Source organism: Kitasatospora misakiensis, from assembly GCF_042656005.1.
In the GTDB taxonomy this organism is placed as follows: domain Bacteria; phylum Actinomycetota; class Actinomycetes; order Streptomycetales; family Streptomycetaceae; genus Kitasatospora; species Kitasatospora misakiensis.
On sequence record NZ_JBHSOF010000050.1, the window covers coordinates 25,485 to 48,747 of the forward strand.

The 23,263-nt window shown below is 75.4% G+C and carries 22 protein-coding genes; 9 read left to right on the plus strand and 13 right to left on the minus strand.

The window, feature by feature from the left end; translation table 11 throughout:
• Positions 1–6 precede the first annotated feature (6 nt).
• The 4 genes from ACFP3U_RS29420 to ACFP3U_RS29435 form a co-directional block, all read right to left on the minus strand.
• On the minus strand, positions 7–1,338 hold the full coding sequence (locus ACFP3U_RS29420) for a peptidoglycan-binding protein (RefSeq protein ID WP_380228749.1): 1,332 nt from the start codon (positions 1,336–1,338) through the stop codon (positions 7–9).
• Positions 1,339–1,636: 298 nt separating this feature from the next.
• Positions 1,637–2,566, minus strand: a complete 930-nt coding sequence (locus ACFP3U_RS29425) for a pyridoxamine 5'-phosphate oxidase family protein (RefSeq protein ID WP_380228750.1) — start codon at positions 2,564–2,566, stop codon at positions 1,637–1,639.
• 91 nt (positions 2,567–2,657) lie between these two features.
• Positions 2,658–3,125: a VOC family protein gene (locus ACFP3U_RS29430; protein ID WP_380228751.1), complete on the minus strand. Its 468-nt coding sequence runs from the start codon at positions 3,123–3,125 to the stop codon at positions 2,658–2,660.
• Between the two features lie 200 nt (positions 3,126–3,325).
• Positions 3,326–4,297, minus strand: coding sequence for a hypothetical protein (locus tag ACFP3U_RS29435; protein WP_380228752.1), 972 nt, complete (start codon positions 4,295–4,297; stop codon positions 3,326–3,328).
• Positions 4,298–4,667: 370 nt separating this feature from the next.
• On the opposite strand from ACFP3U_RS29435, the gene ACFP3U_RS29440 reads away from it, so the two are divergent.
• Complete coding sequence (locus tag ACFP3U_RS29440) at positions 4,668–5,234, plus strand: CGNR zinc finger domain-containing protein (RefSeq protein ID WP_380228753.1); 567 nt, start codon at positions 4,668–4,670, stop codon at positions 5,232–5,234.
• Between the two features lie 45 nt (positions 5,235–5,279).
• Here ACFP3U_RS29440 and ACFP3U_RS29445 read toward each other — a convergent pair whose 3' ends face one another.
• The 3 genes from ACFP3U_RS29445 to ACFP3U_RS29455 form a co-directional block, all read right to left on the minus strand.
• Positions 5,280–6,773 carry an FAD-dependent monooxygenase gene (locus tag ACFP3U_RS29445; protein WP_380228754.1) on the minus strand — a complete coding sequence of 498 codons (1,494 nt, stop codon included), beginning with the start codon at positions 6,771–6,773 and terminating at the stop codon, positions 5,280–5,282.
• 191 nt (positions 6,774–6,964) lie between these two features.
• Entirely contained in the window at positions 6,965–8,665 is a 1,701-nt protein-coding gene (gene paaN, locus ACFP3U_RS29450; RefSeq protein WP_380228755.1) for a phenylacetic acid degradation protein PaaN, read from the minus strand.
• 241 nt (positions 8,666–8,906) lie between these two features.
• Entirely contained in the window at positions 8,907–10,175 is a 1,269-nt protein-coding gene (locus tag ACFP3U_RS29455) for a hypothetical protein (RefSeq protein WP_380228756.1), read from the minus strand.
• A 125-nt stretch (positions 10,176–10,300) separates the two neighbouring features.
• Between ACFP3U_RS29455 and ACFP3U_RS29460 the strand changes: the two genes are divergently transcribed.
• Positions 10,301–10,885, plus strand: a complete 585-nt coding sequence (locus tag ACFP3U_RS29460; protein WP_380228757.1) for a TetR/AcrR family transcriptional regulator — start codon at positions 10,301–10,303, stop codon at positions 10,883–10,885.
• 24 nt (positions 10,886–10,909) lie between these two features.
• Here the strand turns inward: ACFP3U_RS29460 and ACFP3U_RS29465 are convergent, their stop codons facing one another.
• Positions 10,910–11,371: an Lrp/AsnC family transcriptional regulator gene (locus ACFP3U_RS29465; protein WP_380228758.1), complete on the minus strand. Its 462-nt coding sequence runs from the start codon at positions 11,369–11,371 to the stop codon at positions 10,910–10,912.
• Between the two features lie 148 nt (positions 11,372–11,519).
• On the opposite strand from ACFP3U_RS29465, the gene pdhA reads away from it, so the two are divergent.
• The 4 genes from pdhA to ACFP3U_RS29485 all read left to right on the plus strand — a co-directional run bounded on the left by pdhA (position 11,520) and on the right by ACFP3U_RS29485 (position 16,950).
• A complete protein-coding gene (gene pdhA, locus ACFP3U_RS29470) occupies positions 11,520–12,659 on the plus strand; it encodes a pyruvate dehydrogenase (acetyl-transferring) E1 component subunit alpha (protein WP_380228759.1) in 1,140 nt (379 codons plus the stop codon).
• Positions 12,656–13,666 (plus strand): alpha-ketoacid dehydrogenase subunit beta, encoded by a 1,011-nt coding sequence (locus tag ACFP3U_RS29475; protein WP_380228782.1) that lies wholly within the window; start codon positions 12,656–12,658, stop codon positions 13,664–13,666. The genes pdhA and ACFP3U_RS29475 overlap by 4 nt, the downstream gene beginning before the upstream one ends.
• Positions 13,667–13,671: 5 nt before the next feature.
• Entirely contained in the window at positions 13,672–15,006 is a 1,335-nt protein-coding gene (locus ACFP3U_RS29480; protein ID WP_380228783.1) for a dihydrolipoamide acetyltransferase family protein, read from the plus strand.
• 231 nt (positions 15,007–15,237) lie between these two features.
• The gene (locus tag ACFP3U_RS29485; protein ID WP_380228760.1) at positions 15,238–16,950 is read left to right on the plus strand and encodes a globin domain-containing protein; all 1,713 of its coding nucleotides are present in this window, start codon (positions 15,238–15,240) and stop codon (positions 16,948–16,950) included.
• A 48-nt stretch (positions 16,951–16,998) separates the two neighbouring features.
• Here ACFP3U_RS29485 and ACFP3U_RS29490 read toward each other — a convergent pair whose 3' ends face one another.
• Both ACFP3U_RS29490 and ACFP3U_RS29495 read right to left on the minus strand, forming a co-directional pair.
• Positions 16,999–17,526 carry an NUDIX domain-containing protein gene (locus tag ACFP3U_RS29490; protein ID WP_380228761.1) on the minus strand — a complete coding sequence of 176 codons (528 nt, stop codon included), beginning with the start codon at positions 17,524–17,526 and terminating at the stop codon, positions 16,999–17,001.
• A 125-nt stretch (positions 17,527–17,651) separates the two neighbouring features.
• A complete protein-coding gene (locus tag ACFP3U_RS29495; protein WP_380228762.1) occupies positions 17,652–18,026 on the minus strand; it encodes a phage holin family protein in 375 nt (124 codons plus the stop codon).
• A 117-nt stretch (positions 18,027–18,143) separates the two neighbouring features.
• Between ACFP3U_RS29495 and ACFP3U_RS29500 the strand changes: the two genes are divergently transcribed.
• The 3 genes from ACFP3U_RS29500 to ACFP3U_RS29510 all read left to right on the plus strand — a co-directional run bounded on the left by ACFP3U_RS29500 (position 18,144) and on the right by ACFP3U_RS29510 (position 19,584).
• Positions 18,144–18,461: a cupin domain-containing protein gene (locus ACFP3U_RS29500; RefSeq protein WP_350542999.1), complete on the plus strand. Its 318-nt coding sequence runs from the start codon at positions 18,144–18,146 to the stop codon at positions 18,459–18,461.
• Between the two features lie 58 nt (positions 18,462–18,519).
• Positions 18,520–19,188: a thiaminase II gene (gene tenA / locus ACFP3U_RS29505; RefSeq protein WP_380228763.1), complete on the plus strand. Its 669-nt coding sequence runs from the start codon at positions 18,520–18,522 to the stop codon at positions 19,186–19,188.
• Between the two features lie 195 nt (positions 19,189–19,383).
• Positions 19,384–19,584: a DUF5326 family protein gene (locus tag ACFP3U_RS29510; RefSeq protein WP_380228764.1), complete on the plus strand. Its 201-nt coding sequence runs from the start codon at positions 19,384–19,386 to the stop codon at positions 19,582–19,584.
• Between the two features lie 81 nt (positions 19,585–19,665).
• On the opposite strand, the gene ACFP3U_RS29515 is transcribed toward ACFP3U_RS29510, so the two are convergent.
• Genes ACFP3U_RS29515 through ACFP3U_RS29525 form a run of 3 tightly spaced genes read right to left on the minus strand, consistent with a single transcriptional unit; the run spans position 19,666 to position 23,242 of the window.
• On the minus strand, positions 19,666–20,607 hold the full coding sequence (locus ACFP3U_RS29515) for an NAD-dependent epimerase/dehydratase family protein (RefSeq protein ID WP_380228765.1): 942 nt from the start codon (positions 20,605–20,607) through the stop codon (positions 19,666–19,668).
• A gap of 23 nt (positions 20,608–20,630) precedes the next feature.
• Positions 20,631–21,758 (minus strand): cytochrome P450 family protein, encoded by a 1,128-nt coding sequence (locus ACFP3U_RS29520; RefSeq protein ID WP_380228766.1) that lies wholly within the window; start codon positions 21,756–21,758, stop codon positions 20,631–20,633.
• On the minus strand, positions 21,755–23,242 hold the full coding sequence (locus ACFP3U_RS29525; protein ID WP_380228767.1) for a class I adenylate-forming enzyme family protein: 1,488 nt from the start codon (positions 23,240–23,242) through the stop codon (positions 21,755–21,757). The genes ACFP3U_RS29520 and ACFP3U_RS29525 overlap by 4 nt, the downstream gene beginning before the upstream one ends.
• Positions 23,243–23,263: the final 21 nt, after the last annotated feature.

The window sequence follows — 23,263 nt, forward strand, 5'->3', positions numbered from 1 at the left end:
TATCGGTCAGGAGAAGAGCCGCTGCCAGGTGTCCGGGCCGGGGTACCCGTCGGCCTCGGTGCCGCGCCAGCCCTGGGCGCGCTGGAACGCCTCGGTGGCCCGCCGGTCCGACTCGCTCCAGCTCGGGCCCGGACCCTCGGTGTAGGCGGCGCCGAAGCCCTTGCGGACCAGTTGCTCGCCGAGCTGCCGGACCTGCTCGTCGACCGCGCCCGGACCGAAGCCGCCCGCGCCGGGGAAGGCCGGGGCGCCGGTGCCGGGCGTCACCGGCGGGGGCGGCAGCGCGGCGCCGCCGTCGATGTTCCGGCCCTTGCCGTTGACCAGGTAGTCCCAGGTGTCCTTGCCCGGGATGCCGTCCGCCTCGCTGCCGCGCCAGCCCTGGGCGAGCTGGAACGCCTCGGTGGCCCGGCGGTCCGACTCGCTCCAGCGCGGGCCCGGACCCTCGGTGTAGAACCGGCCGCCACCGCGCTCCACCAGCATCCGGCCGAGCCTGGTGACGTAGGCGTTGTCGGCGCCCGGGCCGAACTTGTCGGCCCCCGGGAAGGCCGCCGACGCGGCGCCGTCGCTGCTGCTCCCGCCGGGCGAGAGCGCCTTGAGGCGGTACGGCAGGTAGGTGGCCGAGTGGGACCAGTAGGCGTACGGGGTCGCGCGCTTGGTGGTGCCGGGGGAGGTCTGCTCGTACGCCAGGTAGCGGGTGCGGGTGGCGTCCGTCCAGCCGCCGAAGAGGGTGACGTGCGAGCCGCCCCGCGGGCTGGCCGGGTCGTTGTGGAGGAGGATGTCGCCCGGCTGGAGGTCGGCCTTGGTGATCCGCTCGGCGAAGTCCGGCAGGGTCCAGGTGGTCTGGCTGCTGCCGAGCCCCCAGGCCATCGAGACGAAGCCGGAGCAGTCCTGGCGGTACCCGTCCGACCAGTAGCGGCTCATGCTGTACGGGACCTTCTGGTCCACCCAGCGCTGCGCCCGCTCGATGATCGCGGCCCGGGTGACCGGCTGGGCGGCGGCGCCCGGGGCGGCGGACCGGGCGTCGGGGGACTCGCCGTGCAGGCCGCCGACCTCGCCCTGCGGGGTGTCGGTGTGCGGGGTGGCCGGGCCTCCGGGGGTCGGGGGCGCAGCCGGGGCCGCGGTCGCGCCGGCCGCTCCGCCGCCGAGGGCGGTACCGACGGCGGCCACCAGGACGGCGGCCCGGCGGCGGACGCTGCGGGCCGCGGCGTGGCCGCCCTCGTGCACCGGTGCGGCGTGCAGCCGGGCTCGGCGGCGGGCGCCGCAGCCCCCGCATATGCAGTCCTCGTCCGGTTCGACCTCGTCGAACTCCCACAACGGGGCCGGTTGATCGGTTCGGGTCATCCTCCGCCTCTTCCTCCCGGTGGGGACGGTGTGGTCAGGCCGCTGACGGCGTGACAGCACGGTCCTTCCTTCCCGGGGCGACAGCGTGTGTCATCCGGACCAAAGTCCCAAAGCGGACGCCCGGTCGGCGCGGTGGGCTGCTCCGGGCGGGTGACGACCGTTCGGTGCCCGGGCGTGGCGCGGGGTCGGGCGGGACGGTAGGGCCGGTGGTCGAGGTGGCGGTCCGTCGGCCTGTCCGGCCGTCAGCTGACGGGCCTTTCGGGCGGTGCTCCGGGGCGGCGTGCTCCGGGTGGCGTGCTCAGGCGGGAGGCCGGACGGCGGGCGGGTTGGCGGGCGAGTACTCCGGGTCGGTCCAGGTGAGCGGGGTGGCGTCGGCCAGTTCGACGACGCCGGTGACGGTCAGCTCGACCACCCGTTCGGCGCCCGGCAGGCCCGCGGCGGCCGGGTCGGACCAGTCGGTCCTGGCCTCGCCGGTGACCAGCAGCGCGCCGCCGGTCTCCCAGTCCGGGACGAGCAGCCCGGCCCGCGGGTCGACCTCCAGATTGCCCAGGGTCATGAACATGTTGTTGCCCGGGTAGTCGGGCCAGCGCAGCCGGTCCGGTCCGAGGACCCGCAGGAAGCCCGGGTTCCCGCCGCGGTGCGAGGCGTCCGTCCGGCCGTCCGGGCCGACGGTGGCGACGAAGAAGGTGTCGGCGGTGCTCACCAGCAGCTGCTGGGCGGTGCTCAGCGCCGGGCCGGCGGCCACCCGGCGCGGGGCGCCGGCCTCCGGGCGGTCCACCGGGTGGCGGCGCTGGATGTACTTCGGGCAGTTGGCGTACACCTGGTCGGCGTCGATCACCAGGCCGCCCCGGCCGTCCGGCGTGGAGCGGCCGTTGACCCGCATCCGGCGCCGGCCGGCCGGGTCCAGCGCGATGGTGCCGACCTCGGCGGGGCCGGCCAGGGCGGCGGCCAGCGGGTCGGCCTCGGCCGGGCGGGCGGCGACCGTCACGGTCCGCTCGTCGGCGGCCCGCAGGAAGCCGGCCGGGCCGCTGAGCTGGGTGGCCCAGAGCCGGCCGTCGGCGTCGGCCGCGCCGATCACCAGGACGCGCCGTTCGGTGAGGAAGCGGGCGGCCACGGGCGGGACGGTGCTGCCGACGGCGCGTCCGGAGTGGTCGGCCCGGTCCGTCCGGCCGGCCCGGGCCTGCACGGCCCGTTCACCGGGGTGGTAGGGCGTGGTGCGGGCGGTCATGACGGGTCCTCCCTCGGGCCTGGCGGTACGTCCAGGGGGTGTTTGCAAAGTCCCGGCAGGACTTTGCAAAGTGTTTCCAGGAAGCGAGTTTCTAGAAGAAGCCGCAGGTCGGGGCGGACTTGGTGGGGGCCTCGGCGCCGGTCCCGTCGACGCCCGCCGGGGTGTAGATCTCCAGCCGGATGCCGTCGGGGTCGGTGAAGAAGATCCCGCCGGAGGCCGCGCCCTCGCCGTGCGGGACGACGCCGTCGTAGGCGAAGGAGGCGCCCAGCTCGCGCAGCAGCGCCTCGGCGGCGCGGACCTCGTCGAGCGAGTCGACCTGGAAGGAGAGGTGGTGCAGGCCCGGGGCGGCGGTGGCGAAGGCGCCCTCGCTCTGCTGCCAGAGGGTGAGGACGGGGCGGCCGTCGCGGCCGAGGAAGGCGTAGCGGTGCTCCGGGTCGGTGCCCTCCGCGACCAGCTCAAGGCCGAGGACGCGCCGGTAGAAGGCCGTGGAGCGGGCCAGGTCGGTGACGTTCAGGCCCACGTGGCCGGTCTGCGGGGTGCTGCTGATGGTGCCGGACATGCCTGATCACTCCCGTGGTCAGGGCGCCTCGGGGCGCCGCTGGCTAACCGTTGCCAACGACGTTAGTGGTTATGCTCGAAGGAGGTCAACCAGTACTGGCGGTTTCAATGGTTAGATTTCGCAGGCATGGCTGTGCCATGACAAGGGTGTTCGAGGGTGGTGCGAAGGAGTCGGCGCGCGGGCGCCGGGCCGCGGTGCGGCTACTCCCACTCCCAGCGGGCGCCGATGTGGCCCGGCTGCTGGTCGGGGGCGAGCACGTGGGCGCTGGCCGAGGCGCCGATCCAGAGCTGCTCGCGGCGGCGGTCGACGTCCGCGCCCGGGTCGCGGTCGTACCGCTCGCAGTGCACCGGCACGGTCGCCGGGTCGAAGTGGACCTGGAGCACGTACTCGCGCACCGGGGTGGCGAAGCGGCGGCTGTACTCGGTCGTCTCGGCCCCGCCCGAGGGGATCTCCACCTCGTACTCGAAGACGGTGCTGTCCCCGAGCCCCAGCGGGCGGTCCAGCATCACCTCGCCGACGATCAGGCCGGCGTCCGGGCGGCGGCGCACCCGGCCGAGCCGGCCGTGCCGGACGCCGGTGATCTCCGGGCAGCCGGTCGCCTCCTCGTCGGCCTTGTGCACCACCAGGCAGCGGGTGACCCCGGACACGGTGGCCCGGACGACCTGGCGCATCCGCAGCAGGTTGCCGCGCCGGTCGGCGCCCACGTAGTACGAGTCGTGGACCGAGAGGCGCTCCAGCTCGCCGGCCGGCGGGGCGTCCAGTTCGGCGAAGACGTCGGCGATCTCCTGCTCGCCCGGCCAGACGTCCTCAAGACGCAGGTGGCTGGCGCCGGCGCTGGCCGCCCAGCGGCCGCGCGGGCGCGGCGGGCCGAGCAGCGCGGACAGCGTGGAGTGCGGGAGGCCGAGCAGCTCCTCCAGCAGGTGGACGGCGCGCAGCGAGCTGGCGCGCTCGGGCTGGCTGCGGCCGCGGCGCCAGTAACTCAGCGTCGTGACACTGACCCTGACGCCTCGTTGGGCCAGCGCGGCGCGGATCCGGTCCAGGCTGAGGCCGCTGGCCTCGATCGCCACGTGCAGGGTGTCGGCGAAGCCGCCGGTCGGGCTCGGGCGCCCGGGCGTCGGGGCCGGCGACAGCGGCGGAACGGGCGGCCGGGGCGCGGACGCGGACGCGGGCATGGGCATGTCCGGACGCGGCCCGACCAGTCTGAGTCGTGCGTCCTGGGGATGCTGTGAGGCCATGTGGTTACCTTCCCCACCGAGCGGGTTCGGCAGACCCGGTGCGGCGCCGGAACGCGCCGTCAACGGCCTCGCCGAGCTGTGGGGAACCCTATGCACGGTCGAGAGGGTACGTCATCACTCGTGCGTATGACAGTGGTCACGAGACGGGGGCCACAGGGTTATCGATCTTGAAACAGTGCGGAAACAGACCGGCCGGTTCCCGGCGGGGCGGTGCGTCCGGGGCCCGGTCCGGCGGCTTCCGGCCAGGCCCCCCGCCGCGGGGGCCCGACGTAGACTCGGGGACCGGCCGAGAGCGATGGGAGCGTCGATGACCGAGCGGACAGCAGACCCGCGGGACCCGCGCCCGCTGCTCGGAGAGCCGCTCGCGCTCGACCTGCTCAACACGCGGTGGGCCGGCACACCGGTCAACGACCTGCTCGCCGAGCCGGACGGCCACGGGATCTGGCTCTCCTCGGCCGGGCTGGCCGACCGCTGCCCGGCGGACCGGGCCGCGCTGGAAGCCCTCCTGGAGGCCCGGGAGGCGCTGGCGGCGGCCGTCCGGGAGCTGGACGCGGGCGGACCGCCCGGGGCCGGTGCGCTGGCCGGGCTGGACGCCGTGCTGCGGCACGGGCGGGTCCGGCGGGCCGCCTCGGCGACCGGACCGGTGGACCGGGTCGAGGTGGACGAGCCCGGGCGGCTGGCCGCCTGGCTGGCGGTGGACGACTTCCTGGGGCTGCTGGCCCAGGGGCCGGACCGGATCAAGAAGTGCGCGCACGACGCCTGCATCCTGCACTTCTTCGACACCTCGCAGAACGGCCGGCGCCGCTGGTGCCGGATGGCCGTCTGCGGGAACCGCGCCAAGGCGGCCCGGCACTACGAGAAGGCCAAGAGCTAGCCCCAGGGGGGTGAGCTCCTCCCCCTGGGGCCGTGCGCGGGCGGGTCAGGCCTCGCCGAGCCACTCGGTGAGCGCGGCGCGCAGTTCGCCGGCGCCCGGGTCGACGGCGGCCCAGGCGGCGTAGCCGTCCGGGCGGATCAGCAGCACGGTGTCGCGCAGCTTGCCGTGCGGATCGGCCGGGGCGGCGGTGACCAGCTGGTCCGCCCACGGGTCGGCGGCCGCCACCTCGTCATTGCTGACCAGCACGAACCGCCCCGCCCGCAGGGCCTCGTACAGCCGCTGCGGCGCGGCGGGCTCGCCCTCGCGGGGCGGCTCCAGGGCGGTCAGCCGCAGGTCCGGGACGCGCTTGCCGACCAGCGGGTGGGCCTCCTTGGGGGCCGGGTAGGCGATGCCGATGCCGGAGACGGTGCGGGCGCCGCGGTCCACCACGGCGTCGACCCGCCCGGCGACCTGGACCAGCGCGCCGCGCAGCGCCCGGGTGGCGGCGGACTGGGCGACCGCGACCCGGATCATCGCGCCGGAGGCGCGCAGCGCGGCCCGGCCGACCGGGTGCCGCTCGGTCTGGTAGGTGTCGAGCAGCGCGTCGGTGGCCCGGTCGCTGAGGACGGCGGCGAGCTTCCAGGAGAGGTTGGCGGCGTCCTGGAGGCCGGTGTTCATGCCCAGGCCGCCGGCCGGGGAGTGGCAGTGGGCCGCGTCGCCGGCCAGGAACACCCGCCCGGAGCGGTAGCTGGGGACCTGCCGCTCGTCGCTGTGGAAGGTGGAGCTCCAGCGGACGTCGTGCAGGCCGTAGTCCTCGCCGAGGGCGCGGCGGGTGATGTCGGCGAGCAGGTCGAGTCCGGGCGCGGCGCCGTCCGGCAGCTGCTCGGCGCGGTCCCAGGCGAGCACCCGGTACCAGCCGTCGCCGAACGGCACCAGCAGCGCGAAGCCGTTCTCGTCGGCGCCGGCGGCGGTGCCGTCCTCGGGCTCGCGCTCCAGGCGGACGTCCGCGAGCAGCACCGAGTCGACCACCGACTCGCCGGGGAAGGGCAGGCCGAGCAGGTCGCGGACGGTGGAGTGGACGCCGTCGGCGCCGACCGCGTAGCGGGCCCGGTGGGTGGTGGTGGCGCCGTCCAGGACGGTCTCGACGGTGACACCCTCGGTGTCCTGCCGCAGGCCGGTGACCTCGGCGCCGCGCAGGATCGTCGCACCGGCCTTCACCGCCCGGTCGTGGAGCAGTTGCTCGGTGCGGTACTGCGGGGTCAGCAGGACGAACGGGAAGCGGCTCGGCAGGTGGCCGAGGTCGACCCGGACCCGGTTGAAGGCCTTCAGCGAGTCGACCGGGCGGCCGGTGGCGATGAGTTCGTCGGCGAGGCCGCGGGCGTCGAGGAGTTCGAGGGTGCGGGCGTGCACGGCGAAGGCCCGGGTGAGGGTGGACTCGGTGGCGCGCTTCTCCAGCACGGTGACGCCCAGTCCGGCGGCGGCGAGGTCGCCGGCCAGCAGCAGTCCGGTCGGTCCGGCGCCGACCACGATGACGTCGGTGACGGTCTGCTTCTCGGTCATGTATCGGCTCCCGGTGCTCGAACAGAGGCTGGACGCCGTCTGTGGCGCCTCCCCGGCCTCCATCATCGCTGCCCGGGAGCGGCGTTGTGAATCTCCGGTCCCCGGCGCGTGGCCGGGGACCGGAGGTACGGTGCCCGGCCACGCGCCGCGGCGGGCGCGGGACCCGACCCGGCCCGGAGGCGAGCGGGCGATTAACTGTGGCGGCGGATCTCCACCGTGCGGAACCGGTTGGCGACGAAGGCGCCGTCGCAGTAGGCGGAGTTGGCGGCCGGGTTGGCGCCGGTGCCGTGCAGGTCGGAGAAGGCGGCGGTCTGGTTGGCGTACACCCCGCCGGTGAGGTTGAGGGAGAGCGAGACGCCGGAGTCGAGGGCGGCCTCGACCAGGGCGGCCTCGACCTCGGGGGAGGTGGTGTAGGCGGCGGCGCTCATCGCGCCCTGGGTGCGGACCGTGTCGCGCAGCAGCTCGACGGCGGCCGCGGTGTTCTCGACCGCGACGGCGAAGGAGACCGGGCCGAAGCACTCGCTGCGGAACACCGCCCGGTCGTCCGGCTTGTCGGCGTCCAGCTTGACCAGCGCCGGCGTGCGGACGGTCGCGCCGGGGAACTCCGCGTGCTCCACCGCCCGCGGGGCGAGGGCGAGTTCGCCGTACTCGCCGCCGGCCGCGGCGGCCGAGCGCTGGAGCACGCCCGGGTTGACCACGGCGCCGAGGACGGCCGTCGCGCGGGCGTCGTCGGAGAGCAGGCCCTCGACGGCGGCGGCGAGGTCGCGGACCACCTCGTCGTAGGACTTGGCGCCCTGGTCGGTGTCGATGCCGGTGCGCGGGATCAGCAGGTTCTGCGGGGTGGTGCACATCTGGCCGCTGTACAGCGAGAGCGAGAAGGCCAGGTTGTTCAGCATGCCCTTGTAGTCGCCGGTGGAGTCGACGACGACGCTGTTGACGCCCGCCTTCTCGGTGTAGACCTCGGCCTGCCGGGCGTTCTCCTCCAGCCAGTCGCCGAAGGCGGTGGAGCCGGTGTAGTCGATCAGCTTGATCTCGGGGCGGACGGCCAGGGTGCGGGCCACCGTGCCGCCCTCGTGCTCGGCGGCCAGGCAGACCACGTTGGGGTCGAAGCCGGCCTCGGCGAGCACCTCGCGGGCGATCCGGACGGTGAGCGCCAGCGGGAGGACGGCCCGCGGGTGCGGCTTGACCAGCACCGGGTTGCCGGTGGCCAGCGAGGCGAACAGGCCGGGGAAGCCGTTCCAGGTGGGGAAGGTGTTGCAGCCGATCAGCAGCGCCAGGCCGCGCGGGACGACGGTGAACTCCTTGGTCATCACCAGCGGGTCGCGCTTGCCCTGCGGCTTGGTCCAGCCGGCGCTCTCCGGCAGCCGGGTCTGCTCGGCGTACGCGTAGGCGACGGCCTCCAGGCCGCGGTCCTGGGCGTGCGGGCCGCCGGCCTGGAAGGCCATCGCGTGGGCCTGGCCGGTGGTGTGCATGACCGCGTGGGCGAACTCGTGGGAGCGCGCGTTGATCCGGGCCAGGATCTCCAGGGCGACCGCGGCACGGGTGAGCGGGCCGGCCGCGGCCCAGGCCGGGCGGGCGGCGGACAGCGCGGCGATCAGGGCGTCCGGCCCGGCGTGCGGGTAGCCGATGCCCAGCTCGACGCCGTACGGGGAGGCCTCGCCGCCGACCAGGTCGCCGTCGGCGGGGTGGCCGGGCAGCTCGAACGGCCGGTTCAGCAGCGACTCGAAGGCAGCCTTGCCGTCCGCGGCGGCGCTCTCGCCGTAGGCCTTCGGGAACTCGGGGTAGGGCGACCAGTAGTCGCGCTTGGCGGCGGCGTCGACCGCGGCCTCCAGGGTGGCCCGGTGGCGTTCGACGAGCTCGGCGACGAGGGGGTGGGTGACCGCTGCGGACATGGTGTGCGCTCCTCAGAGGGGAGGACGGGACACGTCACAGGGTAACCGAACGATCGGTCGGCTCAAGAGGGCGAACGGGATCGGAGTGCCGGAGCGTGCGGAGGTGGCCGGAAACGGCGGAGGGCGCGTCCGTCGCGGACGCGCCCCCGGGGCCGTGGGAATCGGGCCGTGGGAATCGGGCCGTGGGGCCCGGGCAGTGGGGCCCGGGCAGTGGGGCCCGGGCAGTGGGGCCCGGGCCGGTCTACGGGATGCCCAGCTCGAAGATCACGTACCCGCCGTACCAGCCGGAGGCGACCGCCCCGGTGCCCAGCACCGCCGCCAGCACCGGCCAGCTCAGCTTCCGCATCGCCACCGCGAGCGCGATGAGCAGCGGGAAGGCCGGCAGCAGGTAGCGCGAGGTGTTGCCGAAGATGCCCAGGCTGCCGAGCACCGAGACGAGGGTGGCCAGGGTGTAGGCGGTCAGCACCAGCGGCGGGCGCAGCCGCACCAGCAGCACGATCAGCACCGGCAGGCTCAGCACGATCAGCGTCGCCAGCAGGTCGGCCGTGTGGTAGGCGAAGGGGTAGTCGTTGCGGCCCAGCAGCACGCCGCGGATCGCGGCCCAGGTGCCGTGTCCCCAGTCGAAGTAGTGCAGCCAGGCGTCGTGCTGGAGGGTGAAGTAGCCGCCCCACTCGCCCATCCGCCAGCCCACCCAGCCGACGTAGCCGAGCAGCCCGACCGGGGCCAGCAGCATCGCGGTCAGCGGGCGCGCCACCCCGCTCTCCCTCCGGTACAGCTCCACCAGCGCGGCCAGGCCGACCGCGCCGATCAGCGCCGCCGAGGTGGGCCGGTTGAGGCCCGCGACCAGGGTGAGCACCCCGGCCGTCACCCACTGCTTGGTCATCACGCAGTAGCAGGACCAGGCGGCCAGCGCGATGAACAGCGAGTCCGAGTAGAGCGCCCACTCGGCGCCCGAGCCCGGGGCGATCGCCCACAGTCCGGCCGCGATCACGCCCGCGCGCGGCCCGGCCATCCGGTCCACCACGGCGTAGATGCCGGCCGCGGCGACCAGCGAGGCGGTCACCGAGACGATCATCCCGGCGCCGTACAGGCCGAACGGGGTCACCTCCGAGACCAGCCGCATCAGGCCCGGGTAGAGCGGGAAGAAGGCGGCCGAGTTCTGCTCGACGGTGAACCCCGGGGAACCGTTCGGGACGGCCACCAGCGCCGGGTGGTAGCCGAACTGGGCGACCTGCTGGTACCACCAGCCGTCCCAGCTGGCCAGCACGTCCCAGGGGTTGGCGCCGCCGCCGAAGCGCGGGTGCTTCTTGAGGTAGTCCCCGGAGAAGGAGAGCAGCTTCATGAAGACGGTGAAGCCGACCAGCTTCAGGACGGCGTAGCACCACACGGCCGGGCCGAAGCGCAGGGCGAGCCCGCGGGCCCGCTCGCGCCAGTCGACGGCGGGCTCGGCCGCCGATTCGTCGCTGCGCTGTTCGGGCAGATCGGATTCGACTGCCGATATTGCGCTCATACGACTTCCCCACCTGCTCGGCCATGGACGGATCGTCCGCCGAGTCTAGGGCGTGCCGTTGGGCTTCGGGCTGGACCGGGGCACCCGGGCGCGGCCGGGGTGGGGCGGGCGGGGATACTCGGAGAATGGCCGATCACACCACGCGCACCGCCTACACCGTGGAGTCCCTGCTCGCGGTGACCGTCGACGTGTTCAACGAGCGCGGCTACGACGGCACCTCGATGGAGGACCTGTCGCGCGCGGCCGGAATCTCGAAGTCCTCGATCTACCACCACGTCCGCGGCAAGGAGGAACTGCTCCGGCTGGCCGTCGGGCGGGCGCTGGACGGGCTGTTCGGGATCCTGGCCGAGCCGGACGCGGTCGAGGGGCCGACGGTGGAGCGGTTGGAGCACGTCGTACGGCGGACCGCCGAGGTGCTGCTGGCGGAGCTGCCCTACGTCACCCTGCTGCTGCGGGTACGCGGCAACACGGCCACCGAGCAGTGGGCGCTGGAGCGCCGCCGGGACTTCGACCACCAGGTGGCCGAGCTGGTGCGGGCCGCCGTCGCGGACGGCGCGCTGCGGGCGGACGTCGAGCCGCGGCTGGCCACCCGGCTGCTCTTCGGCATGATCAACTCGATCGTGGAGTGGTACCGGCCGGGTCTCAAGGGCGCCGACGGCGTCGCGGACGCGGTCGTCCACCTGGCCTTCGACGGCCTCCGGGCCCGGTAGCGGACCTGCCCTGACAAGGCACGACTAGTCGGGCGGCACCTGGTCCGTCTCCTCGAAGACCAGCATGGTCCGGGTGCCCAGCACCTGCGGGATCGACTGGATGCGGTTGAGCACGAGGTCCCGCAGGGCGTGGTTGTCGGCGGTGTGCACCAGCAGCATGACGTCGAAGTCACCGCCCATCAGCGCGATGTGCGCGACCCCCGGCAGGGCCAGCAGCTGCTCGCGCACCGTCCGCCAGGAGTTCTGCACGATCTTCAGGGTGATGTACGCGGACGCGCCCTGACCTGCCCGTTCGTGGTCCACCCGGGCGGTGAAGCCGCGAATCACGCCGTCCTCGACCATCCTGGAGATCCGGGCGTACGCGTTCGCCCGGGACACGTGCACCCGCTCGGCCACCGAGCGGATGGAGGCGCGACCGTCCTGCTGCAGCAGCCGCAGGATCGCCCGGTCGACCCGGTCGAGTCTGGACGTCTGTTCAGCCGACATGACCCCCCACCCCCAACGATTGGACGCACTGCCACCAGTCGACGCCCATCCGGGCCGAATGTCCACCACCTTCGCACGCTTCTGGTCAAGATGAACAGACGACCGAACAATCGGTAGGGAGCCCCCACCACCCCCGGAGGTGCCCGAGATGACCGTTCTCGACCACAGACACCACACGGCGGTACCCGGTTGGCTGCCCGGGGCCACCGCCCCCCGCACCGACCCGTCCCCGCTGCTCCCGGACCCCGCTCCCGTCCGCGTGCTCGGTACCCCCGCGCTGGAGAAGTGCGACCCCGCGCTGCTCCGCGAGCTGTACCGCCGGCTGGTCGTCGGCCGCCGGTACAACCAGCAGGCCACCACCCTGACCAAGCAGGGCCGGCTCGCCGTCTACCCGGCCTCGACCGGGCAGGAGGCCTGCCAGGTCGCCGCCGCGCTGGTGCTCGGCGAGCGCGACTGGCTGTTCCCCAGCTACCGCGACACCCTGGCCGTGGTCTCCCGCGGGGTGGACCCGCTGGAGGCGCTCACCCTGCTGCGCGGCAACGCCCACACCGGCTACGACCCCCGGGCCAGCCGGACCGCGCCGCTCTGCACCCCGCTGGCCACCCAGGGCCCGCACGCCGTCGGGCTGGCGCACGCCGCCCGGCTGAGCGGCGAGCCGGTGGTCGCGCTGGCGATGCTCGGCGACGGCGGCACCAGCGAGGGCGACTTCCACGAGGCGCTGAACTTCGCCGCCGTGCTCCAGGCACCGGTGGTCTTCCTGGTCCAGAACAACGGGTACGCGATCTCCGTCCCGCTCAGCGCGCAGTCCGCCGCCCCGACCCTGGCGCACAAGGCCGTCGGCTACGGGATGCCCGGCCGGCTGGTCGACGGCAACGACGCGCCCGCCGTGCACGGGGTGCTGGCCGAGGCGGTCGAGCGGGCCAGGACCGGTGGCGGCCCGACCCTGGTCGAGGCGCTCACCTACCGGGTCGAGGCGCACACCAACGCCGACGACGCCACCCGCTACCGGACCGAGACCGAGGTCGCGGCCTGGCGGGAGCACGACCCGATAGCGCTGATGGAGCGCGCGCTGCGCGAGCTCGGCGTGCTGGACGACGCCCTGGTCCAGGGGGCGGCCGAGGAGGCGGAGGCGCTCGCGGCCCGGATGCGCGCCGAGTTCCACGCCGACCCGGAGCTCGACCCGATGTCGCTGTTCGCCCATGTGTACGCCGAGCCGACCCAGCAACTGCGCGAGCAGGCGGCGCGGTTGGCCGAGGAGCTGGCCGCCGAGGCCGAGGTGCAGCACTGATGACGACCGCTGTCTCCCCCGCCGTCTCCGGCCGCACCGCCAGCATGGCGCAGGCGCTCAACGCGGCCCTGCGCGACGCCATGCGCGAGGACCCGACGGTGCACATGCTCGGCGAGGACGTCGGCGCGCTCGGCGGTGTCTTCCGGATCACCGACGGGCTGACCGCCGAGTTCGGCCCGGACCGCTGCCTGGACACCCCGCTCGCCGAGGCGGGCATCCTCGGCACCGCCGTCGGCATGGCCATGTACGGGCTGCGGCCGGTGGTCGAGATGCAGTTCGACGCCTTCGCCTACCCGGCGCTGGAGCAGCTCTTCTCGCACGTCGCCAAGATGCGCAACCGCACCGCCGGCCGGCTGCCGCTGCCGATCACAGTCCGGATCCCGTACGGCGGCGGCATCGGCGGCGTCGAGCACCACAGCGACGCCTCCGAGGCGTACTACGCCTCCACCCCGGGCCTGCACGTGGTCACCCCGGCCACGGTGGCCGACGCCTACGGGCTGCTGCGGGCCTCGATCGCCTCGGACGACCCGGTGGTCTTCCTGGAGCCCAAGCGGATGTACTGGGGGAAGGCCGAGTTCGACCCGGCCGCCCCGGTCGAGCCGATCGGCCGGGCCGTGCTCCGCCGGACCGGCACCTCCGCCGTGCTGATCACCTACGGCCCCTCGCTGCCGGTCTGCCTGGAGGCGGCCGAGGCGGCCAGGGCCGAGGGCTGGGACCTCGCGGTGCTCGACCTGCGCACCCTCGTCCCGTTCGACGACGAGACGGTCTGCCGGGTGGTGCGCTCGCTGGGCCGCGCCGTGGTGGTGCACGAGGCGGGCGGCTTCGGCGGCACCGGCGCGGAGATCGCCGCCCGGGTCACCGAGCGCTGCTTCCACCACCTGGCCGCGCCCGTGCTGCGGGTCACCGGCTTCGACATCCCGTACCCGCCGCCGATGCTGGAGCACCACCACCTGCCCGGGGTGGACCGGATCCTGGACGCGGTCGCCCGGCTCCAGTGGGAGGACTGAGGATGATGCCCGTCGTGCGCGAGTTCACCCTGCCCGACCTCGGTGAGGGACTCACCGAGGCGGAGGTCGTGCGCTGGCTGGTCGAGGTCGGCGAGGTGATCGCGGTCGACCAGCCGGTGGTGGAGGTGGAGACCGCCAAGGCGGTGGTCGAGGTGCCCTGCCCGTACGGCGGGGTGGTGACCGCGCTGTTCGGCGCGGTGGGTGAGGAGGTCGCGGTCGGCGCGCCGCTGGTGACGGTCGCGGTGTCGCCGGGCGAGGGCGCGCGGCCGCTCGCGGCGGTGCCGGCCGGGGAGCGGGCGGCGGAGGTGGAGCGGCCGCTGGTCGGGTACGGGGTCGCCGAACCGAGCCGCAGTGGCCGGCGGCGCCGGGTCGGGGGCGGGGCGGCGGTGGCCGTCGCCCCGGCTCCGTCGGCGCCTGTTGCTCCGGTCGCGCCCGTCGCTCCGGCGGTGATCTCGCCGCTGGTGCGGCGGCTGGCCCGGGAGCAGGGCGTCGACCTGGCGGTCGTCACCGGTAGCGGGCCGGACGGGCTGATCATGCGGGCGGACGTCGAACGCGCGGTCGCGGCCAAGGTCTCCGCGCCGGTGGCCGCGCCGGTGGCCGCGCCGGTGGCCGCGCCGATGGCCGCCCCGGTGGGCGTGGTGCCCGCCGAGGCCGGGCAGGTCGTCCCGCTGCGCGGGCTGCGCAAGGCGGTGGCGGAGAAGCTCGGCCGCAGCCACCGGGAGATCCCCGCCGCGACCTGCTGGGTGGACGTCGACGCCACCGAACTCATGTCGCTGCGGCGGCAGTTGAACGCCACTCCGGGGCCGAAGGTGAGCGTGCTGGCGCTGCTGGCCCGGATCTGCACGGTCGGTCTTGAGCGCTTCCCCGAGCTCAACTCCAGTGTCACCGAGGATGGTTCGGGCATCCTGCGGCACTCCGCGGTGCACCTGGGCTTCGCGGCCCAGGGCGAGCGCGGTCTGGTCGTCCCGGTGGTGCGGGACGCCCAGCGTCTCACCACCGAGCAACTCGGCGTGGAGCTGGGCCGGTTGACCGAGGCGGCGCGGACCGGGGCGATCGCCCCGGCCGAGCTGACCGGCGGGACGTTCACCCTGAACAACTACGGGGTGTTCGGAGTGGACGGCTCCACCCCGATCCTCAACCACCCGGAGGCGGCGATGCTCGGGGTGGGCCGGATCGTCGCCAAACCCTGGGTCCACCAGGGGGAGTTGGCGGTGCGCGAGGTGACCCAGCTGTCGTTCACCTTCGACCACCGGGTCTGCGACGGCGGCACCGCGGGCGGGTTCCTGCGGTTCGTGGCGGACTGCGTCGAACAGCCGGGCGTGCTGTTGCGGCAGCTCTGAGCGCCCGCGACGGGCAGCCCGTGGTCGCCCTGGGTGGTGGAGCCACCACCCGGGGCGATCGCGGAGCGGTGAGAGTAGCGCGTCCGGAGGGCGGGTGTCCGGGCTTCGCGCGATTTGTCGGATGAGCACTTCGGCCGTGCCACGCTTCCTGGGCGTCAGCAGAGACAAGCCAGGTGGTGGCGAAGGCCGGCCGGAGGCGAAACGATTCTCTTGGGTACTCGAAACGCTGCGGTGAAGTCCCGCAGAACACTTCTGGTCCGTACCGGACACGGCTCGGCGGCGGCCTCGGCCGTACCCGGCCTGCCGGACGTGGTGCTCGATGCGGTGACGGACGCCGCGCCGGACCCTGTGGTGGACATGGTGCCGCCGGTCCCGCCGGACCTGCCGCCGGTGACCGGGCCGGTGCTGCCCGGGCCGCTGGTGCTCGGACCGGTGGCGCCCGTGGTGCCGGTGCAGTCCGTCCGGCCGGCGATCCCCGCGCCGCCGTCGGTGCCGCCGTCCGTGCCGCCCGTCGTGCCGCCGCGGCCCGTGGAGCCGCCCGCCGTTCCGCCCGTCGCGCCGCCCGCCGTGCCGGTGGCCGTACCGGTGACCGCCGGACCCGCGATCGAGCCGCTGTTCACCAGCGCGCCCGGTCTCAACTGGGCCGGTCCGGGGGACCAGTGGTCCCGTGCCTGGGCGCTGCGCACCCTCGGTGGTACCGACTCACCGCCCGCGTCCCCGTCCGCCGACGCGCCGGATCCCGCGCCGGAACCCGCGCCCGCGCCGGATCTCCGCGCGGACGCCGAACAGCCGCCCACCGCACGGGACATCGAGCTGATCCGGACCAGCCTGGCGGTGGTCGAGCCGGTCGCCGACCGGGCCACCGCGCACTTCTACGCGCTGATCTTCCTCGGCCACCCCGAGATCCGGGCGCTCTTCCCGGCCGCCATGGACGTCCAGCGCGACCGCCTCTTCCGCGCCCTGCTGACGGCGGCCCGCAGCGCCGGGGACCCGGACGGTCTGCGCGCCTACCTGAGCGCGCTGGGCCGCGGCCACCGCCGGTACGGCACCCTCACCGACCACTACGGCCCGGTCGGCGAGTGCCTGGTGGCGGCGCTGGCCAAGTACGCGGGCAGCCGGTGGAACGCCGAGACCGAACGCGCCTGGCGCCGGGTCTACCGGCTGGTCTCCTCGATCATGATCGAGGCCGCCGAGGAGTCCGCCCGCACCTCGCCGCCCTGGTGGCAGGGCGAGGTGGTGGCGCACGAGCGCCGCACCCCGGACCTCGCCGTGCTCACCGTCCGGCCGGACCAGGCCTACCCGTACCGCGCCGGGCAGTACACCAGTCTGGAGACGCCCTGGTGGCCGCGGGTCTGGCGGCACTTCTCGTTCGCCTCGGCGCCCCGGCCGGACGGTCTGCTGACCTTCCACGTCAAGGCGGTGCAGGCGGGCTGGGTGAGCAACGCCCTGGTGCACCGGGCCGCGCCCGGGGACGTGCTGCGGCTCGGTCCGGCGGCCGGCGGGATGACCCTGGACCACGCCGCCGGCACCGACCTGCTGCTGGTCGGCGGCGGCACCGGGATCGCGCCGCTGCGGGCGCTGGTCGAGGAGCTCGCCGAGCACGGCGCGGCGGGCCGCGCCGTGGAGGTGTTCCACGGGGCCCGGACACCCGCCGAGCTGTACGAGCTGGCGGGGTTGCGCGAGTTGGCGGGGCGGCACCGCTGGCTGACCGTGCGCGGGGTGCTGTCCGGTCCCGGCGCGGGGACGGCCGAGGCCGCCGCCGCGGCCCTGCTCGCGGGTGAACTCCCCGAAGCGGTGGCCCGGTTCGGCCCGTGGACCGGACGGACGGCGTACCTGGCCGGCCCGCCCGCGATGGTCCGGCGGGCGAGCGGGGTGCTGCTGCGGTCCGGGGTGCCGGCCGAGCGGATCCGGCACGACCTGGTCGGTGACCTGGCCGCGCCGTGAGCCGTGAGCCGCGGGCCGCGAGCCGTGAGCCGTGAGCCGTGAGCGGCGTCAGGCGAGGTCGGGGGCGAGCAGGGCGCGGACGCCCTCGATGTTGGCGGCCAGGTACGCCCGCAGGCTGGGCGGCACCACGTTGACGGAGGTGACCCCCTCACGGGTGAACGGGATCCGGACCACCTCGTAGGCGCCGTTGGGCTCGTCCACCTCGGGGCCGTGCCGCCGGTCGAGGTCCATCGAGGCCAGCCGGCAGACGAAGAAGTGCTGCACCTTGACCCCGTGCGGGTGGAGCGGGGTGCCGTCGTCGTGGTGTGTGTGGCTGATGGTGTCCACGAAGGCGGGCACCACGTCGACGACCTTGCCGCCGAGCTCCTCGTCGACCTCGCGGTGCAGGGCCTCGACCACGGTGCGGTCGTCCCGCTCGACGCCGCCGCCGGGGGTGATCCAGTACGGGTGCGGGGAGCCGGGGCGGGTGCGCCTGATCATGATCATCGAGGCCGGTCCGTACGGGTCGTTCGGGTCGACCTCCAGCACGATCGCCCGGGCGGTGCGTTTGACGACGGGGCGGGGTGGGGTGCGCATGGCGACCTCCGGGGCTGGAGCGTTGTGCGGGAGTCTCCCGCAGCCCGGAGCAGCCGAAACGCCCCCGCCCCGGGTGCGTCCGTCCGGGCGGGTCGGTGCGGGCGGGTCGGTCGGGGCGTCCGCGCTCAGTCGTCGTCGAGGGCGAGGCTCAGGCCCCAGGAGACCAGGCTGATGATCAGCGCGCCGAACAGCGCGGACCAGAAGCCGTCGACGTGGAAGTCGAGATCGAGCTTGTCCGAGGCCCATGAGGTGAGCCAGAGCATCAGCGCGTTCACCACGAAGGTGAACAGGCCCAGGGTGAGGATGAACAGGGGGAGGGAGAACAACTGCACCACCGGCTTGATCAGCCAGTTGACCACGCCGAAGACCAGTGCCACGGCGACCACCGTGAGCGTCTTGTGCTGCCAGTCGTCCCCGGTGAGCGTGATCCCGGCGACGATCCAGGCGGCGACCCAGATGGCCGCCGCGTTGATCAGTGTCTTGATGACGAAACCCTTCATGGGGCCAGCGTCCCAGGTCGGTCAAGGGGTGACGGCCCGCGCGGACGGCGTGGTGGTGTTGAATGCCGGTGGTTCGAGGCCCGTACGTCGAGGCCCGTACGAGGAGGAGTGCTCCCGATGAAGCTGTTCCGGCTGGACCACCTGGACGCCGAGCGCGCCGCCAACGACGGTGCGTACCTGCGGTTCCTGCGCGAGCCGCGGATGTCGGCGGGCCTCTACGCGCTCTCCCCCGGCGACACCGACACCCAGACCGCGCACGCCCAGGACGAGATCTACCAGGTGATCAGCGGCCGGGCCGAGCTGACCGTCGGGGACGAGACCGCCGCGGTGGGCCGGGGCACCGTCGTCTACGTGCCGGCCGGGACGCCGCACCGGTTCCACCACATCACCGAGGAACTGCGGGTGCTGGTGGTGTTCTCGCCGCCCGAGGACTGACACCCAAGGCCCGCGGACGGCCCCGGGACGGCGCGGAGCGGCCGGTTAGGGTCGGGGCATGAGCCTGAGCCTGACCGAAGAACTCTGGACGGCGATCGAGCCGGTCTACGCCGAGATCCTCGCCCACCCCTTCCTCGCCGGCCTCACCGACGGCACCCTGCCGCGCGAGGCGTTCCGCCACTTCGTCGTGCAGGACTCGCACTACCTGCGCGACTACGCCCGCGCGCTGGCCGTCTGCGCGGCCAAGGCGCCCGGCGAGGAGGAGGTCCGGGCCTTCGCCGACGACGCGATCGGCGCGCTGGCCGCCGAGCAGGGCATGCACGCCGAGTTCCTGGACGCCTTCGGCGACACCGCCGAGCAGGCCGCCGCCGAGCCGGTGCTGCCGACCACCCGCGCGTACACCAGCTACCTGCTCGCCACCGTCTACGGCGGCTCCTTCGCGGAGGCGGTCGGCGCCGTGCTGCCCTGCTACTGGATCTACGCCCGGGTCGGCGAGCGGCTGCTCGCCGAGGGCTCCCCCGACCCGCTCTACGCGAAGTGGATCTCCACCTACGGCGACGAGGCGTTCCAGTCCGTGGTGCGCCGGGTGCTGGCGCTGACCGACCGGCTCGGCGAGGAGATCTCCCCCGCCGAACGGCGCCGGGTGGTCGAGCACTTCGTGACCACCTCGCGGTACGAGTGGATGTTCTGGGACGCCGCCTGGCGCCGGGAGACCTGGCCGGTCTGAGGCCCGTGACCAGGGTCGTTCCCCGAGGCCGGGGCAGGGGTTCACCCGGGGTCCGGGCTCGGGGTGATCTCCGGGTTCTCTCGGGGCCGTTGGGCCTCGTTCCGTCCCTTCTGCCCCCGTACGATCGAAGTATCGAAAGCGAGCGGGATGCGGCACCGGACGGCAGCCGACCCCAAGGGGAGAGAAGGAACGGACATGGCTGAGCTCTGGAAGTCGCTGCCCTCGTGGGTGCGGAACATCGTCGTGCCGGTGCTGGTGCTGATCCTGGCCTGGAACCTGCTGGTGTTCGTCTTCGGCGTGGTCGGCGCGCTGCTGGCCTTCGCCGTCAAGGCGCTGGTGGTGGTCGGTATCGCCGCCGCCGTGGTGATCCTGGTGAAGAAGGCCGCCAGGAACTGACCGGACGTCCCCCGACGCCCGCGTCCCCTCCCCAGGGGCGCGGGCGTCGGGCGTTCTGCGGTTCTGCGGTGCTGCGGGCCGTCAGGCGGGTGCGGGCAGGCGCGGGGGCCGGGCGGCGGTCTCGCGCAGGAAGGCGTCCAGGTCCCGGTGCGGCCGCCAGCCCGCGGCGCGGGCCCGGGCGAGGTCCAGCACCACGCCGCGGGACAGCTGGTCCACCGCGTACGGGGTCAGCCCGGGGAGCCGCCCGGTGCGGGCGGCCAGCCGGGCCAGCGGGGCCGGCACGTGGTGGATCCGGGCGGCCACCCCGTGCGCGGCCAGCACCGCGCGGACCACCTCATCGCGCCGGTAGGGGCGGGCGTCGGCGATGTTGTAGGCCACCGGCGTCCACGGGCGGTCGCCGGTGCGGCCCGCGCCGACCGCCGACAGGCAGGCGTCGGCGAGGTTCTGCACGGCGGTGAGGCTGAGCGGCACGTCACCGCCGGGCAGCAGCAGCCGGCCGTGCCGGACCCGCTCCAGCAGCCGGGGCACCAGATGCGGGTCGCCGGGGCCGTACACGGCGCGCGGGCGCAGCACGACGGCGCCCGCGGCGAGCGCGAGCCGTTCACCGGCGGCCTTGGTGCGCCCGTACGCGTTGAGGTGGCCGGACTCGGTGGGGTGGTCCTCCTGGACGGGGCGGACGGGCCCGCCGCCCGTCCGGGGGTCGTAGACGCTGGCGCTGGAGACCCAGACGAGCGGGCGGTCCCCGGCGGCGCGCAGCAGGCGCTCGGTGCCGGCGACGTTGACGGCGTGCTGGGCGGCCTCGGCCTCGGCGCCCCGGGGCAGGTCGGCCACGGCGGCGGCGCAGTGCACGATCGCGTCGGCGCCGGTGAAGTCCGGCTCCCCGGCGGTGGCGTCCCAGCGGACGTGCCGGCCGGCCGGGCCGGGGCGGCGGCCGTGGCAGAGCACCTCGTGGCCGGCGGCGACGGCGGCCCGGACGACGTGCGAGCCGCAGAAGCCGCTCGCGCCGGTGACGGCGATCCGCATCGGGTCTCCTCAGAAGGTGGCGTTCAGGCGGGGACGGGGCGGCGGGTGGCGCGCAGGGTGAGTTCGGCCCAGCCGGGCAGCGCGGCCCGCCGGTCGACCCGGGCGCCGACGACCACCGGCCGGTACGGCGCGAGCGCCAGCAGCAGCTCGGCGAGCAGGGCGCGGGCCACCCCGGCGCCGGGGCAGGCGTGCGGGCCGGCTCCGAAGGGAGCCGGGGCGGCGGCCGGCCCGGTGGCGGGCTCCGGCCGGTGCGCCCCGGCGGCGTGCCGGGCGACCAGGATCAGCCGGTCGCCGGCCCGGATCCGCCGCCCGGCCAGCACGGCGTCGGCGGCGGCCACCCGGGGGAGCAGCGGCGAGGGCGCGGTGAGCCCGAGCAGTTCGGCGGCCAGCGCCCGCGCGCCGAGCGCGTCGGCCGCGGGCCAGAGTCCGGCGTCCGCGCACCACGCGGCGGCCCGGCGGAGCGCGGCGACGCTGGTGTTGACGGCGGCGACCGCGACCATGGCGTCCCGGGGGTCGGGCAGCAGCGCGGCCAGTTCGGCGGCGAGGTCGGCGGCCAGCCGGGCGGCGCCGGGCGGTCGCGGGCGGGGCAGGTGGTCGCGGGCGGCGGCCTTGGCGGCCTCGGCGGCGGCGTCGGCCAGGGCGCCCGGGCAGGCCGTCGACCCGGTCAGCGCGGCGGCCGTCACACCGGCCAACTCCCGGGCCAGGGAGACGATGTCGAGGCCGCCGTCGGCGAGTTCCGGGATCCGGGCGGTGAGGACGGCCTGCCAGCGCGGCCGGAGCCGGTGCACCGCCGCGGCGTCCAGCTCGACCGCCAACGCGCGGCGGGCGGTGCGGTGTTCGGCACCGTCCTGGTCGAACAGCAGTCCACCGGCGGTGAGTTCGGCGGCGGCGCCGCCGGTGGTGCCGGGCGCGGTGCGGTCCAGCGGGATCCGGGTGAGCGCCTCGCGGTAGGCCTCGGCGCCGTGCACCAGGACGGTGCGGCCGAGCCGGGCGACCGGGCGGCGGCGGGTGGCGGCGAGCAGGGCGAACAGCAGCGGGTGGCTGCGCAGGTAGACCCGGCGGTCCCGGCGGCGGGCGGCCCGGTGCCGGGCGGGCTCGGGGGCGGTCTCCCGGAGGGTCGGCCGGTCCCCCACGGAGGTGTCGCGGCTCATCCGGACAGCTCCCGGGCGCACCGGGCGGCGGCGGCCGCGCGGTCCGGTTTGCGGGAGCGCCCGGCCAGCGGCACCGGGCCGAACAGCACGGCGTCCGGGCGGGCCGAGCCCATCCGGTCCAGCGGTCCGGCCAGCGCCCCGCGCAGCCGTCGCGGGTCGGTGCCGAGCGAGGGCTGGACGAGGGCGACCAGCCGTTCGTCGCCGTCGCCGTCCGGGACGCCGACCAGGACGGCGAGTTCGACGCCCGGCAGGTGCAGGGTCGGCTCGTACAGGCCCGGGTAGATGTTCTCGGCGCCGCGCAGCACCATGTCCTTGAGCCGGCCGGCGAGCACGATCCGGCCGCCCTGGTCGAGCGTGGCGCGGTCGCCGGTGCGCACCCAGGGGTCGGGTTCCTCGCCGAGGTAGCGGTGCCGGGCGCCCGGGCCGCCGAGCAGCAGTTCGCCGTCCGGCCCGAGGTCGGTGCGCACGCCCGGCAGCGGGGCGCCGACCAGATCGCCCGGCGCGGTGAAGGCGCTCTTCTCGGCCTCCTCGACGGCCGCCGCCGGGAACAGTTCGGTGAGCGCGTAGACGCCCCAGGCCTGCTCGGCCCCGGCCTGCTTGACCCGGCGGAGCAGGGCGGCGTCGGCGGGCGCCGAACCGGTCCAGACCCGGCCGGTGAACCGGGCCCCGGCACCGAGCGCGGCCCGCAGCTGCGGCGGGGTGAGGTAGGTGTGCGCCGGGGCGAGCCGGTCGAGCTGGCGGGCCAGCGCGGCCGGGTCGCGGGCCGGCAGGGCGACCGCGGCACCGGCGGTCAGCGCGGGGACCAGCACGAAGAAGGTGCCGCCCAGGACGACCGAGCCGGGTCGCGGGTCGACCAGCTCGGTGACGGTGCGCAGCCCCTCGGCCAGGCCGCTGCGGGAGTGCACCACGGCGCGCGGGCGGGCGGTGGTCCCGGAGGTGAAGACGATGACGGCGTCGGCGTCGCGGCCCGGTTTGTCGGAGCCGGGGATCCGCGGTACCGAGGCGCCGAACCGTCCGGTGCGCAGCCGGGGCGCGCAGCCGGGCAGCCGGCGGCCGAGGGTGGCGACCGGGCCGAGCGCGGCCAGGCGGGGCAGGGCGAGGTCGGCGTGCCGGGCGAGCGGCCTGGCCCAGCCGGCCACCGCCTGGGCGGCGGCGTCGGCGAGCACCAGCTCCGGCCGGGCCAGGGCGAGCCGGGCGGCCAGGACGTCGGGGCCGGCGGTCGGGTCGAGGACGGCGATCCGCAGGCCGAGCCGGTGGGCGGCGAGCATCACGGCGAGCGCGCGCGGGCCGGGGCGGACGGCGACGCCGAGGGTGGCGCCCTCGTCGAGGCCGCGGGCGCGCAGGGCGACGGCGTAGCTGTCGGCGAGGGCGGCGAGTTCGCCGCGGCGGATCCGGACGCGGGTCCCGCCGAGCCTGGTCCGGGCCAGCACGGCGGGGCGGTCGGGGTGCAGGGTGCGCAGGGAGTGGGCGAGCCGGTCGAGCACGGGGTGTCCTCGGGTAGCGGT